We start from the raw sequence: 14,308 nt of genomic DNA, 5'->3' as shown, positions 1-14,308 counted from the left end.
TCTTCCTTTATGAATTCCATTCATTAATTTTAGAGTGTGCTAATCTTAGTTGTGAGTCGTCCTCGATCTCTTTGTGAGTAAGAGGAGCTCTTAGTGTTGCATTTGTTATTTGCCCATCAATTTCCATCAATCTTTTAACAGGAATAGGATTTGAGGCCATAAATAGAGAGTTAGAACAATCTCTCCAAAGTGTTTTTTCATTTTCGTTTAACTCATTAGATAGAGCTTTTTGAACGTAATTATGAGTTTGTTTTGCCCAAACATTTGAAGCAACAGAAACAAGTCCCTTGGCCCCTAGAGGAGTGTAGTCAGGTAACATCGCATCGTCACCACTGTAAACCATCGCCCCTGGAGCGGCCTTAACATACTTAGAGAAATCTTCAGTGGATCCACTTGCTTCTTTAATCGCCCAGAAATTCTTATGATCTTTTAAAAGCTCAATGGCCTCAAATGACATTTTTACTCCAGTTCTACCAGGAACATTATAAAGCATACACGGTCTAGAACTATCGTCTAAAAGAGTTTTAAACCATTCGTACTGTCCTACTGTTCCAGGTTTTGCGTAGAGCGGAGTCACTAGAAGGTAACAGTGAACAGGTAGAGTTTCTAGGTAGTCTATCCACTTAACAGTATCAGTTAAATTAATACCGCCAACACCAACCATAATTGGAGATGTCAAATTGAGAGATAATGTATGCTCTAGAATTTTTACTTTTTCATCTTCGTCTAGGTTAAGGGCTTCACCTGTACTTCCTAAAATAAGAATTCCATTCTTCGCAGCCTCTTGATCTCTAAGAACGTTAGTTAAATCATCGTAGTTCACCGATCCATCTTCTTTCATTGGTGTGATAACGGCAGTCCATAATTTATAGTCGTTTAAATTCATTTCTCTATCCTATTTATTTTAATAATTTTGAAAGTGTTAAATCTTCGAAGTCATAGAGGCCCACAGAGAGTTCACTGAAGTATTCGCATGCCTTTATAGCGCCACTTGCAAAGATACTTCTATCTGTCGCCTGATGTCTCAGCGTGATAATTTCATTGTCAGTTTTAAGCTCAATGATATGATCTCCAACCACATCCCCAATTCTCTCTGAGGTGATTGGCATCTCTTGCTTTGACCACTCTTGCCACTTGAGAGCTGTTCCACTTGGCGCATCTAATTTCTTTGTGTGATGAACTTCGTGGATATTCATTGTGTAATTTTCAAAAAGATCTTGGGCCTTAGAAAAACTCTCGCTAATCATTTTGTGAACAAGATTCATTCCGATAGAAAAATTAGATGCTTTGATCCACTTTCTCTTTTTCTCTATAACAGCATTTCTGATGTCATCGCTCCAATCCAGTCCTGTTGCTCCTGTGACAATATCTATATCACTTTCAAGAAGTTCTGGAATTAACGATTTAAAAACCTCTCCATCTATAAAACAGATGGCCACGTCAAAATCTCTTAAGTTCTCTCGTGTCGGTTTATTTGTGGAATTGAAAATTTCAAACGAGCACTGTCTTTCACTAAGAATTTTTGAAACATATGAACCAGTTTTGCCATTGCCAATAATTGCGTATTTCAAACTTATTCTCCAATAAAGTGTTCGTGTAGTTTCACTACAGCTTCATTGGCCCTTTTCTCGTCAACTAGAAAGCAGAAGTTGTGTTTGGAAGCTCCTAAACAAATCATCCTCACATTAATATCTCCGAGAGAATTAAATATCCTTGTGGCCAGTCCTGCAGTGTGATTAATATTGTTACCTATTAGAGACACTAAGCAAAGTTTTTCTTCAATTTTTACCGTTGCGAGAGTCTCTAATTCAGCAATTAACTTCTTGTTAAGTAGAGTAGAATCCTCAACTGTTAAAGAGACAGAAATCTCTGAAGTCGTAATACTATCAACACTCACTTTATATTGATTGAATATTTTAAATATTTCATAGAGAAAGCCATGAGAGTGGAGCATTTTCGGTGTACTGAGCGTAAGTAGACTCTGGTCTTTCTTTAAGGCCATCGCTCTAATTAGAGGAGCTTCATCGCATTCTTTCTTGATCCAAGTTCCTAGAGCGTGGGGTTCATAGCTTGAGCCAACGTAGACAGAGATATCCTCTCTAAGTGCTGGAGTAAGAGTCGTTGGATGTAGAATCTTTGCACCAAAAGTTGCAAGCTCGGCCGCCTCTGAAAACGTAATTTCACTCATAAGTTTTGCACTTGGAACAATGCGAGGATCAGTTGTGGCAATTCCCGCTACATCAGTCCAAATTTGTAAAATGTCTGCACCAATTCCCTCGGCCAAAAGGGCGGCACTATAATCACTTCCACCGCGACCCAATGTTGTCGTATGACCGTCTTCACTTTGTCCAATGAATCCTTGAGTAACGTAGACAACATCGTTGCTCTTACATAATTTAAGGTGCTCGTTACAAAGATTTCTAATCTCTTTTACCAGAGGTTGCGCCTTTCCAAATTGATCATCAGTTCTAAGCACTTTTCTAACATCAAAGTTCTCTACAGTCTTAGTTTCTACTGCGTTCCAAGTATCTGAGAGTGCTTTGGAAAAGAGAAGTGATGACATTCTCTCTCCAAGTGATTGGATTGTGTCAAAGGCCTTTGCCGAACAATCCCTTAAGAGGTTTACTCCTTTTGCAATTGTGCGAGCCTCTTCTAAGAGTTTGTTTAACTCGCTCAAGTCTTCAAGCCCCAGATCCTTTGCAATCGAATGGTGCTTTTCTACGATTTCACCAATGAGAGATTCACAGTCGTCCCAGCTCGATTCAAGAGCAAGTTTAGAGAGTTTAATAAGGTTATTAGTTGTTCCAAATGTGGCCGAAACAGTAATTAGATTTGCTCTATGCTCAAGCGCTACATTAGCAGATCTCTTCATGGCCACGGCATCGGCCATAGAACTTCCACCAAATTTAGCAACGATCAACTTCGACATACTTTCTCCCAGGATACTTAATATCTATTTATATTATTTAATCTAATGGCAAAGGGAAATAATTTAGAAGTGATTCTAGAAGTACTCCACATTGCCTGTGACAGTCCTAGGGATTCAGCCCTAGCAACCAATAGCACCTTTCTTTGGCAAGGCCCTATTTCGGCAAATCTTCCATCACTTACTTTCGCTAGATCCAAAAATCTTCCAGTAAATTACCTAAGAGATGCGCCTCTTCATTTCTAAAAATGCTAACCAATTATCATCAAATATTCAACTAAGATTTACAAAAAGATAAAAAACTATCAATATTAGTGTTTGTTTTATCAATATTGTCTTTAAAAGGTGGCAAGTATGAAGAAAGTTGGTTTTGTAGGTTGGAGAGGAATGGTTGGTTCAGTTCTTATGGATAGAATGAATGAGCTAGGAGACTTTAAGAAAATAGAGTCGATCTTTTTTTCTACCTCTCAAGTAGGAGAGAAGGCCCCTAATTACTCTAGCAGTGAACTCTTAAAGGATGCCCTCAATATTGATGAGCTTTTAGAAATGGATATAATTGTGACTTGTCAGGGTGGAGATTATACCAAAGAGGTTCACCCAAAGCTAAAATCAAAGAATTGGAATGGCTATTGGATAGATGCTGCAAGTACACTTAGAATGAATAGCGATAGTGTTATTGTTCTTGATCCGGTAAATAGATCAGTTATCGATAGGGCGCTAAATGACGGTATTAAAGACTTTGTTGGAGGAAATTGTACAGTATCCCTAATGATGATGGCCCTTGGCGGATTATTTGAGAGCGATGAGATTGAATGGCTTACTTCAATGACTTATCAAGCGGCATCTGGTGGTGGAGCTAGGCATATGAAAGAGCTTCTCACTCAAATGAAGGTCGTGGGAACAAATTTCACTCAAATGGATGAATCACTCTCTAAAGACATAATGAAAGTTGATCAACTCGTGACAAATACGCTTAGAGATGGGTCTTTGGACATTAGCTGCTTTGGAGCTCCTCTTGCTGGTAACCTAATCCCATGGATAGACTCTGCCGTTGAAGCAGGACAGACTCGTGAAGAGTGGAAAGGTGTAGCTGAAACCAATAAAATTCTTGGTCGTAGTGAAAATATCATTCCAATTGATGGAACTTGTGTGCGTATAGGAACTATGAGATGTCACTCTCAGGCCTTTACAATTAAATTGAAGAGAAATATTCCAATGGATGAGATTACACAAATGATTAGCTCTCATAACGATTGGGTTAAGGTCATAGGCAATACGCCAGAGGAAACGAGAAGTGGTCTCACACCGGCCGCTGTAAGTGGAACCCTCGATATTCCAGTAGGAAGACTTAGAAAAATGAATCTTGGAGAACAATATCTCAATGCCTTTACTTGTGGCGACCAACTCCTTTGGGGTGCAGCTGAGCCTGTGAGAAGAATGCTTGGGATTCTCGTTGACTCGTCTCTGTAGAAGACGGTTATAGATAGTGCTAATTGTCAGAGCAAGTATGGAGAGAAGGCCAAGCAATGTAATAACTTGGCCTACTGAAAGAATTAGAATTCAGAGAATTCAAACATAGATGCACTAAATCTAGCATCATTACCCTTACCGCCAATAATAATTATTCTATTATCATTTGTAAGAGTCGCACTAAATTGTGACCTTGGAACATTCATTTGCGCCGATGTCTGAGTTGAAATACCTGCGTAAGGGTCATAGATCTCCGCTGTCTTTGAACATGTCTTACACTCATCTTGAGGATTTCTTCTCGCAAAGTGCTCAACTTCACCACCAACGATAAAGACTTTACCATCTGGAAGAAGTACAGCTTGATGGTAGGCCCTTTGCTCATTCATTGTCTCTTCTACTAAGTGAAAAGAGTTATTCTTTGGATTAAAAATCTCAATTCTATTAGTTGCTTTATTCTCTTTAGAAAATCCACCAACAATTAGAACTCGTCCATCTTTCAACTTAGTTGCTGTGTGATGACCTCTTCCAAAACGAAGCCTCGAAGTGAGCTTTGTAAATCTATTGAATTTTGGATCAAAAATCTCGGCACTAGCTATTCCTTGACCGTTACTCTCATGATCAACTTTGAAGCCTCCTACGATAAGAACACGACCATCATTTAGCTTTGTCATAGTATGACCTGCTCTTGGAACACGCATTGAGCCGATATTTACAAATTTTCTTGTAGTAGCATCAAAGAGTTCAGCAGTTGCCTGTGAGTCTCTCCCTGTCCAAAATTGATTGCGACCTTTCCAACCACCAGTGATAAGAACGTCTCCATTATCTAATTTAGTTGCTACGTGCTCAACTCTAGGAAAATTCATATTTCCTATTGCCTTGCTACTCTTTGTTCTACCGTTGTAGAGCTCTGCACTTGTATTGGCGTGCCAACCACCAGTTAGAAGAACCTCGTCACTATCAAGAGTTGTTGATGTGTGAAAAGATCTCTTTACTGCAATCGATCCGCTGTGAAAGAACTCTGTCTGATAATTTGAAAGCGCACCAATGGCCCCCGAATTATTTGTCATAGACAGATCACCACTTACAATTAAATCTCCATTACTTAGCTTAGAAACACGATGACCTAATCTTGAAGGAAGGTTTGTGTGATTTCTCGTTAGTGGTACAAATTCATTGTTATATCTATAATCTGCTATTAAACAAATTCCCTCTTCTGGAAATGGACAAGCAATATCAACACCATTATTTCTTAGATCTAGATAAGTAATATTACCAAGTCTTGAAAGAGGTGAGGCATCTTCAATCTCATTATCCGATAACTCTAGTGACGTAAGATTTAGCAAGCTTGTTAAAGCTTGAAGATTATAAATTCTATTCTCTCTTAGATTTAACTTTGTTAAATTTACTAGAGAGCTCAAAGGTGAGATATCTTCAATCTCATTATCTCCAAGATCTAACTCAGTTAAATTCTTTAGAGTCGCTATTAGCCTTAGGTCTGATAAATTGCTTTCAGTTACGCTAAGACTTCTCTGTTTCTCTAAAATACTTCCAGCAATATAGCATAGATCAACATCCATACCTGCACCTGGAGGAGCAAAGAGATCAGGGTCAATTTCTTTGGCCCTACTCACAAGAGCATTTACACTATTCAAAGTTCCCTCGGTAGCAAATGGTGTATAACCAAAGTCACACCACTGGGCAAAGGTCTCTTTTTCAACTTCAAATTCTTCTTCGGCGTAGAGCTTAACCCCTTCATCATTAGTTGGTTCAAATTCAAGCCAAATCTCACTACACTCAAGAGGCTTTTGGTAGCAGTCCTCAATTCCCTCAGCTAAAGAATACATTTGAGTAAAGATATTTGACTGCATTTGTGTAAACTTACCATATTGCCTAGGACTTAATCTGATTGTTCCACTATTAATAAGTGTCTCAACTAAATTATGTTGGGCAAAAATATCTTCAAAGAGATTATTTAAATTTTTTCTCGTTGCTTTGATTGCTCTAGTTAGAGCAGGTGAGAAGTTAATATACTCTCCCATCATTTCATAGGAATAAGCATAAGTTTTTAAAACGGCTGGACCTATTGCTGAATTCATATCAGTGTCTGGCTTAATCTGAGATGGGAATCCCACTTCAGTATCTGTTGCATACTTAATAGCATTAGATAGAACGTTCTCACACTTGGCCAGATCTCCAAAACTACAACTTACAAAGTCTTTAGATCCGTTCCCATCAGCAGAGTAGAAAATATCTGAGATTTTTGAAATATCTCCACCGACTTGAAGAGCAGTGATTGTAACCTTCGTATCTTTAGAGAAAGAGTTCTTTGCCTGTCTTAAGCTTGCACTTGCAGACGCCATTGGCCCACTCATGCTATAATTGGCCTCAAAGGTTTGTTTCGCCAATTTACTTGTAAAGTCTAGCCTAATACTAAAGAAAATTTTTGCACCAATACTTTGTTTATGTGAAAAATTATCCCCACAAGTATTTTGAAATCTCATTGGATTATTGGAGAGCTTAACTCCAATGTCATTTAGTCTAGGGTTATTTAATTTTCTCTGTCTAAAAGAATAATTCCCTGAATATATCGATGATATAGAAAATGAATTACTCTTAGAATTCTTTAGAAAATTCGCCGAAGCTGAATGGGTGATTGCTCCCATACGGGCCCTACCGCCAGCTGATATGCCAAGCTCTTTAGAGAGCTGTCTTTGACTAATTGTCTGTGAGAAATCAAGATTTGATTCTTGCTTACCAACATAGACAACGTCTCCAGTGACACACTTTCCAACAAATGCTTCCTCTTCTGAGTTATAACCTGCACCCAGAGAATCAGAGAGTTTATCACTGGACGTGATAACATACTCTTTTCCTAGAACAGGAGTAGTCAGAAGACCTAATGCTAAAACATAAATTAATTTCTTCATACTAACCTCTATTTCTTTGTTTATTCATTTCTACATATTGAATAACTTTCTTGAGCCTTTCGCTCATATAATTTCTCTTAAAAATTTCTACTTGTTCTGGAGCATAATTAACTAGAGCATTATAGAGATCTACCTTGTCTCCAATAATCGCCCTTCTAATATCTAGATTCTCTGTCAGCTCTTCGTTCTCACTTAAAAGAAACATCTCTGTTGCCTTGATGATCTCACTTCTGTCCATATGTGATCTACTAAGCCCATCCATTAAAAAATTTGTGGCATTAATCCTTCTATCAATTGCCTTATCCAAATCATCAAACTTTTGAGATGAAAGAGTTAGAAAGGCCACGCGAATATTCTTGTGATCTGTGAAGTATTGATCTAATAACTCATTCTCTTTCTTATTCAAGATTGCTTTAGATCTAAGCTTTGAATGCGAGATAAGCACATCATTCTTCTTTGCAACTTTTTCTTCGATCACTTTGAAGTGGGACCTTTTCTTGCCTTTAGAAGTCTTCTCAAGTGACTTTACTTCATTCTTATTCGTGTCTAATTTTCTTTCATCATTCTTACTCCCATCACTTCTAAGTGTTAGAAAGGCAATGGCCAAGCAGACAACAGAGAAAATAATTTGATCTCTTTTATTCATAGTAAACCTCGTTTTAAAATCTCTCTTCCCATGACTCATCCACCTTGCAGAAGTATCTTCTACCGTTACAGTGAACTTCTCTAAGAAGATCTAGATTGTTAATATTTCTATTCTTATTAATTTCTTTTGCAGCTTTGTAGGCAAGATCTTTATCTAGTACTCCACCAGTTCTAGAGCTAAGACCAGTATCTTCAACTGATGCTAGTAGGGCTCTTTTTACATCAGATACACTTAGTGATGGATAGAGCTTCAACAGATTTGCAGCTAGAGAACTCACGATGGCCGTAGCAGTCGATGTTGATGGAGCGTCAGCAAAGAGATCAACAAATGTCTTTCCTCTATTTGTGACACCACCAAATTCTGGAGATGCTCCAACTATAAGAGCGTTGGTATCTCTTGTTACAATATTTTGAGGGCATAGAGTTGCTGTCTCAGGAGTAAGGTAAGACTTCTCATTACCAGCAGCAAAGACCCATAACATTCTCTTGGCCTTTGGGTGTTTCTTTACCTTATTCCAATGGTGATTAGATAGGCATGCCTTATTATCTAGGTAATCAGAGTATGAGTAATTAACAACTTTATAGTCATGTTCAAAAGTATTATTGACCCAATTATCAAAGTCACCTAAGCAACTATTTAGACTGATTGAGGCAACGTTGACCATTTTCATATAGTTTACAACAGATCTTCCGTGCTCAGAGGCTCCTTTCACACCAGAAGCAAGTTGATCAATATTAATAGCTCCATTGTAGAAATCTGACTGATCTCTAACCTGGTCAAGCCAACCGTAGAGAGAGTTATCATTTGGCCCTCTCTCTAAGTTTATATCTCTACTTAGATTCTTGTCATTAGGAAGAACACCATTGTCACAGAGAATGACGTTACCCCAGTTATATCTTTTAACCTTCTTTACTTGAAGGTCTTCATTTTCATCTATAATGCTCTCTAGCGACTCACCACTTGTCTGCATTGAGAACGGGAATAATGTGTATTTTACTTTAAGGGAATCAGCATTGCCCTTATTGAGAGTAAGAATAGTTCTAGCAAGTAGATCTACCTTAGCAGAGAGAATGAACTCCTCACGATTTCTAATTTCGATATAGTCAAAAGCAAGGATCCCCTTAAAGTATTCTCTCGTTCTCTTGGCAATGATTTGATCAAAGTCAAAGCTCATGGACTTCTTGCAATGCTCAAGACATCCTTTTTCAGAGAAATAATAGCGCTCACTGGCCTCAAAATCAGTATCCATAACATGAGAAATATAGTCATAGAAAGGTGCTTCAAAAGAGAGCTCAGAGTATTCATTAAAGCGAATAGATTCAATAGGGGAGATATCTCCAAAAGTCTTTCTAATGAAGATATTAGGATTCTTTCTGGCATTATCTACAAATTTCTTTGCTATTGTCTTAGCTGGATTAAGATATCTTAGAGTAAGAAAATTTGGTGCAACAAAATTTGGAAGGAATAAATCCTCCACTTCATTTTCTACATCATAATTATATATATCAATTGAATATAAATCGTCTTCAGTAAAGCTTGAATAGTTAATATACTCATGCTCTTCTTTTTCTCTTCTATTTACACCAACTGACTTTGTATAAGAAACACACTTAGGTTCCTCTTCCATTATGAAAGTCTCTCCACTTTGGCACTCACAACCATTCTGCGTATACTCTCCACCTGCAATTTCACAGGCGTCTATGGCGCAAGAGTCGATATCAAAGTTATTTGCTATAGAAGGTGTCGTACAACTTAGCTTTTGAATGCTTCTATTACCGCTATTATTCGTCGTAGGTGCCTCTGTTGCCGGCGCCTTATTACAGCTCATACTTATAAGAGCAATTGAGAGGAGTTGTGTAATTTTCTTATTCATAGTTAATCCAGCGTTTAAAATTAAGGTAAGGCCCAATAAAGGGCCTTGGGTTAAGTCTTAAGCTTATTTAATTAATTCTCCACGAATCATTTTCTTTCTTAGGAGAACTTGGTTTGCCTTATTGGCCTTTCTTTGTTGGATAGTGAGATCACCATTTAAAAGTCCACCAGCAACAATGATTCTGTCCGACTCTTTTGATCCATCAGTTCTAAGGTTGTAGACCTTTCCTTCGATTTCAGTCTTTTCAACACTTGTTACTCTCTCGCCTTCACCAAATTCATTGAGAATCATTGAACCTACTTTTAAGTCCTGCGCGCTAATATAAGATCCATGATTATCAATAAGAGGGTGCTCTAAAGTCACTTCAAGCTTCTTTCCACTTTCTGTCTCAAGTCTTATGACTGGATGAGTTCCTGAAACAATAGACTTCATATAAGAAAATACCTTTCCGTTCTTAGTCTTAATTGAACCAAGTGCTGAGTCTTCATCGAGAGTCATAACACTTTTCATATTTGTGTCTTGCATATCTTTGATTGAAAACTCTCTATTATTAACTAAAATCATCTGGTCAGCTGTGTAGCAACCACCAGCACAGAATCCTACAATCTCGTAATTTTCTGGAATATAACAATCTGCTGACTCGCTCTTAGGTGGAAACCAACGTAGAGGGTTAGTAGGGTCTTTTCTAAAGTCTTCATGAAGAACACCATAAATAGGGTATGCAGGTCTTTTTGAACCATCTGGTGCTGTATACTCTCTATATGTCCACAGCAATCTACTATTGGCCACATCACACTTCATGGCCCACTTCCATCTCTGCGAAGCTTGTGGTTGGTTTAAATTATCTCCCCAGCTTGAGCATCTCGCTTCAGCAAAGCCACCTGCGGCCATGGAGTTTACACTTAGTAAGAGAAGTGCACTCGTAAGTAATTTCTTAGTTGTCATAAATATCCCTTGGATTGGTTTAATAAAATTCTCACTTGTGGTGCTGGTTATTGCGTGTTCTGTGCCAATTTCTTTCTTGCCTAAAGTATCGAAATTACATTTTGAGTCTGTTCCATATCTGAAATACGTTCCAGATGTGAAACGCACAAAAACTTTTAAACTACTGATTTCCAAAGAGGGATTCTTGGCACTGGACTTGCTTTTTAAAATGAAGATTTTTTAAGGAGAATAATGTGAATACGATAAAACTACTTTTACCACTACTTATAGCGAGTAATTTATCTGCTACGGAAATTGAAGTTAAAGAGCAAGATGAAAGTCTTATCTCTCACAAATTTAACGTGAGAGTTATGGACGCTAATTTTGAATCAAAGAATACAGAGATGACACTGGATTTTAGATCAAAGGGGAGTATTACCTATAAAGGAGCCCCGCCAGTGGTTTCTTTCAAAGAGTCTAGAGTTTGTGACTTTAATTTATATGGAGAGTTATCAACGCGAATAGGTGATGAATTAACGGTGATTGAAAAATCAGCAATTGAAAAATACTCTGATCAAATGCTTGAGCCTGAAAGAATTTTAAAAAATTTCAGGGCCTTTACATTGCCAAATTCATACCAGGGACTACCATGCCAGAAAGCTATCTTTGTAGCAAACGCCTATAAGAATAAATCTCTCTTTAGAAGAAGTTTAGAATTAGATAGTGAGAAAGAGGCCTTAATTCTAAATAGCTTCACAAGCCCTAGCGAATCGACACTCTTTATTTATCCGTTATTTGAAATAGATGAACAATTAAAGACCATTGTTGAAAATAGTATTGTTAATAATGTTTATAAGCGTGTTTGGAATAGAGATGCAATTGATTATGAACTTCTCGATGCTGAACAATTTAAAGACTCTGAGGACTGGGGTTACGAACTTCAATATGCACAGGCAGAACTTAAGAATTCAGATCTAAGTAAAGATATTGATTTAAAAATGAATGCTATAACTGAGCAAAACATTTTAGTCGACAATCTCATTGAAGATTTCTGGGTAGATCATTGCTTAAATACTGAGATTGATTATGAGTTCTATGAATTAAGTACATGTAGAGATTTAAATAATCGCAGAGAAACACATAGTGGTATATTTCATTCAATATTAGATAATCAAAGATCATCCGCGACCAAGCGCTGCCAAAGTTTAACAAGTATTGAAAATAGAAGTTTTATGAAATCCGCTGGAGAAAAATGTATTGAAATGACCAAGGCCGGATTCTATGGTCAAGAAACAAAAGATGAGTTTTCAAATATTACGCGAAATATTCAAATTCTAGAATATTCTGTGGTTCAAAATAATATAGATATTAAGAACTATGAAACTCTAGCAAAACTTGTAAAAAGTGACAGTGTACTACACAGTGAAATTTTACAAAGATCTGAACTAGGTAGAAAGATTTTAGAATCTGTGGATTGGACACACCAATTATTTTACCAAGGTAATATAGAGCTTAATTTTGATGAGGATAAACTCAAAGAAATTTTAAGACGAAGAAGAATTTATCCAGAGATTTTAAATCCGCTTGGAAATAATGGACCACGTAATCCACTTGGGCCGGAGAATCCAATTTATCTAGAACGAAACTTTATGCAGAGGAATTCATCTGGATCAACAACAGTACTAAATATACCGGCTAGACGATAGTGCTGAATTGAGCTAAATTACTAGAAATAGGGGTATTATATCTCCCCCAATACCTACCCCATATAATGGTAATTATATGGGGTTAAATATAAATCTAATAAATATTTGGGATATCCCCTCTGTTATACTTCATGATTTTCTTAAAATAAATGGTCAAAAAAAGTATTCACAGATTTGCTTGAATCATTTGTTCTTTTACTATGTCTTTGACACAATCTCTCTATATTTTTTTAAAACTATGGAGAATTTATGAAAGTCATTGGGTCTATCATTCTATTTATTACGATATTATCAGCCAAGGCTGAAATACCTGATCATGGAAACTTCTGTTATGCAGATAGCTGCTCAAATCCACAGATGGTCATGTGGGATTTTTATAAGGAGCTAGATCAATTTAATATTGTAGAGTCTCAAGTTTTTAGTGGGGACTGCTTTCATTCCTCACCTATCTACAGCAATGAAGTCAATCATCACGGCGTTATACTTATAGATAGAAATGGAAAAGATACTCATATGGGCGGTAAATTCTCTTTCTTTGCTAAAAAGAATCCATATAAGAACTGGGATATTGAACGGGCACGTGCAGACTTCACTGATATTTATAGTAAGGAAAAGAGGCTCACTGTCACATCAAAATTCGCCTATATTGACCTAAATCCAGGAGAACTTCCTATTATGCGATATTGGTTCAAGAGTACAGGGGATGCGGACACTCTTATGCTTATTGGTACATGGGGAGCTAGTCATAGCTTCATCTGTGAGCTTAGGGCCAATTAATCTATTCTCTTTAATTCTATTAGATTGGAGCATGATTCTTGAACATGCTCCCACCTATTTAATACAATAGTACTTAAACTTTCTCGTATTAACTTCACTCATTCTTCTAACTGGTGAAGGATTTCTTAAACCTGGATGATAAACAAGAGCTTCAGAGCCACTTGAAATTGCCCATACAGATCTACCAATTCCGATACCACCGTTCCAGTCACCGTAGGCCGAGATCATTTCTAGCTCATTTGAATTTGGCAGGCGTCCACCCATATAACGACATGTTCTTGCAGCATCGTTTGGATTAAATGTCTCACCTACACTACCATTTGGTGAGCCAAGAAGCGTGATTGTTCTTCCGTTAAAGTTTAAAGTTGTTGGAAACTTAGTTCTTTCAAACTCTTCGAAGATTCTAGAAGCGATCTGTGACATAACGACAGACGGCTTTCCAAGACCTGCAAAATTCTTTGTAAATCCATCGCTTCCTACAAGCGTGATTGTAACTTGAATATTTCCATTACAATTTGGTGCCAGAGAGTATGAACCATAGGCGATGTAATCTACTAATTCATATGAATCTGCAGGCATATTGCCAATACGTTGATTATTATTAATCGCTCTAATTACTGATCTAATATCATTCATATGTCTAAAGCGAACTTTTCTATCTCTTACAGGGTAGCTTGTGTAATAAGAATCTAAGTATGACTTGAGAGTATTTTCAAGTGTCACATCCATATACTTATATTGCATGGCCAGGCGTAGATTCTTGTCGTAGAGGGCATCGAATGCCAAGAGCATATCAAGTGCTTCCTTCCCTTTAGCGCCAGCTTGCATGAGTTCACTCGCCATAGAGGTCATATCGTGCATATATTCACTTCTCGTTTGCGAGTATGCTTGTTGATACTGACAGAGATCTGCACCCCTAATAAAAGGTATAGATGACCAGATATTGGCCGACTTTGCAGAAACGAAAGTAGGTGCGGCCATTAAGATTAATAGCCCTAATGCTTTTAAGTTCATAAAATTCCCGTGTATAAATTTGATCCACGATACAGTGATTTATGA

The 14,308-nt window shown here is 37.4% G+C and carries 11 protein-coding genes and 1 riboswitch; of the genes, 3 read left to right on the top strand and 8 right to left on the bottom strand.

Annotation, left to right across the window (positions count from 1 at the left end):
* Nucleotides 1–7: 7 nt before the first annotated feature.
* The 3 genes from dapA to lysC are packed head-to-tail and all read right to left on the bottom strand — an operon-like array spanning nucleotide 8 to nucleotide 2,929.
* Complete coding sequence (gene dapA, locus BMS_RS08260) at nucleotides 8–886, bottom strand: 4-hydroxy-tetrahydrodipicolinate synthase (protein ID WP_014244353.1); 879 nt, start codon at nucleotides 884–886, stop codon at nucleotides 8–10.
* Nucleotides 887–899: 13 nt separating this feature from the next.
* A complete protein-coding gene (locus BMS_RS08255) occupies nucleotides 900–1,571 on the bottom strand; it encodes a 4-hydroxy-tetrahydrodipicolinate reductase (RefSeq protein ID WP_014244352.1) in 672 nt (223 codons plus the stop codon).
* Between the two features lie 2 nt (nucleotides 1,572–1,573).
* Nucleotides 1,574–2,929, bottom strand: coding sequence for a lysine-sensitive aspartokinase 3 (gene lysC, locus BMS_RS08250; protein ID WP_014244351.1), 1,356 nt, complete (start codon nucleotides 2,927–2,929; stop codon nucleotides 1,574–1,576).
* A gap of 71 nt (nucleotides 2,930–3,000) precedes the next feature.
* Nucleotides 3,001–3,171, bottom strand: a riboswitch (Lysine riboswitch).
* A 109-nt stretch (nucleotides 3,172–3,280) separates the two neighbouring features.
* On the opposite strand from lysC, the gene asd reads away from it, so the two are divergent.
* Nucleotides 3,281–4,396 carry an aspartate-semialdehyde dehydrogenase gene (asd, locus tag BMS_RS08240; RefSeq protein ID WP_014244350.1) on the top strand — a complete coding sequence of 372 codons (1,116 nt, stop codon included), beginning with the start codon at nucleotides 3,281–3,283 and terminating at the stop codon, nucleotides 4,394–4,396.
* A gap of 83 nt (nucleotides 4,397–4,479) precedes the next feature.
* Here asd and BMS_RS08235 read toward each other — a convergent pair whose 3' ends face one another.
* From BMS_RS08235 to BMS_RS08220, 4 genes are all read right to left on the bottom strand, one after another.
* Complete coding sequence (locus BMS_RS08235; protein WP_014244349.1) at nucleotides 4,480–7,323, bottom strand: kelch repeat-containing protein; 2,844 nt, start codon at nucleotides 7,321–7,323, stop codon at nucleotides 4,480–4,482.
* Between the two features lies 1 nt (nucleotide 7,324).
* Nucleotides 7,325–7,969, bottom strand: a complete 645-nt coding sequence (locus BMS_RS08230; protein WP_014244348.1) for a hypothetical protein — start codon at nucleotides 7,967–7,969, stop codon at nucleotides 7,325–7,327.
* A 13-nt stretch (nucleotides 7,970–7,982) separates the two neighbouring features.
* Nucleotides 7,983–9,842: a S8 family serine peptidase gene (locus BMS_RS08225; RefSeq protein WP_044557428.1), complete on the bottom strand. Its 1,860-nt coding sequence runs from the start codon at nucleotides 9,840–9,842 to the stop codon at nucleotides 7,983–7,985.
* A 63-nt stretch (nucleotides 9,843–9,905) separates the two neighbouring features.
* Nucleotides 9,906–10,787, bottom strand: coding sequence for a Hint domain-containing protein (locus BMS_RS08220; protein ID WP_044557427.1), 882 nt, complete (start codon nucleotides 10,785–10,787; stop codon nucleotides 9,906–9,908).
* A gap of 233 nt (nucleotides 10,788–11,020) precedes the next feature.
* On the opposite strand from BMS_RS08220, the gene BMS_RS08215 reads away from it, so the two are divergent.
* Entirely contained in the window at nucleotides 11,021–12,472 is a 1,452-nt protein-coding gene (locus BMS_RS08215; protein WP_014244345.1) for a hypothetical protein, read from the top strand.
* Between the two features lie 249 nt (nucleotides 12,473–12,721).
* A complete protein-coding gene (locus tag BMS_RS08210) occupies nucleotides 12,722–13,249 on the top strand; it encodes a hypothetical protein (RefSeq protein WP_014244344.1) in 528 nt (175 codons plus the stop codon).
* Between the two features lie 54 nt (nucleotides 13,250–13,303).
* Here the strand turns inward: BMS_RS08210 and BMS_RS08205 are convergent, their stop codons facing one another.
* Nucleotides 13,304–14,263 carry a hypothetical protein gene (locus BMS_RS08205; RefSeq protein WP_014244343.1) on the bottom strand — a complete coding sequence of 320 codons (960 nt, stop codon included), beginning with the start codon at nucleotides 14,261–14,263 and terminating at the stop codon, nucleotides 13,304–13,306.
* Between the last annotated feature and the right edge of the window lie 45 nt (nucleotides 14,264–14,308).

Source organism: Halobacteriovorax marinus SJ (genome assembly GCF_000210915.2).
Taxonomy (GTDB): domain Bacteria; phylum Bdellovibrionota; class Bacteriovoracia; order Bacteriovoracales; family Bacteriovoracaceae; genus Halobacteriovorax; species Halobacteriovorax marinus.
Note: the sequence above shows the minus strand (reverse complement) of the source record. Positions and strands in the feature narration are given on the sequence as shown.

Bases quoted from the DNA above. Each gene is read 5' to 3' on its own strand.
- BMS_RS08205 (WP_014244343.1), bottom strand. From the start codon at position 14,263: ATGAACTTAAAAGCATTAGGGCTATTAATCTTAATGGCCGCACCTACT.
- BMS_RS08210 (WP_014244344.1), top strand. From the start codon at position 12,722: ATGAAAGTCATTGGGTCTATCATTCTATTTATTACGATATTATCAGCC.
- dapA (WP_014244353.1), bottom strand. From the start codon at position 886: ATGAATTTAAACGACTATAAATTATGGACTGCCGTTATCACACCAATG.
- BMS_RS08235 (WP_014244349.1), bottom strand. From the start codon at position 7,323: ATGAAGAAATTAATTTATGTTTTAGCATTAGGTCTTCTGACTACTCCT.
- BMS_RS08225 (WP_044557428.1), bottom strand. From the start codon at position 9,842: ATGAATAAGAAAATTACACAACTCCTCTCAATTGCTCTTATAAGTATG.
- asd (WP_014244350.1), top strand. From the start codon at position 3,281: ATGAAGAAAGTTGGTTTTGTAGGTTGGAGAGGAATGGTTGGTTCAGTT.
- lysC (WP_014244351.1), bottom strand. From the start codon at position 2,929: ATGTCGAAGTTGATCGTTGCTAAATTTGGTGGAAGTTCTATGGCCGAT.
- BMS_RS08230 (WP_014244348.1), bottom strand. From the start codon at position 7,969: ATGAATAAAAGAGATCAAATTATTTTCTCTGTTGTCTGCTTGGCCATT.
- BMS_RS08220 (WP_044557427.1), bottom strand. From the start codon at position 10,787: ATGACAACTAAGAAATTACTTACGAGTGCACTTCTCTTACTAAGTGTA.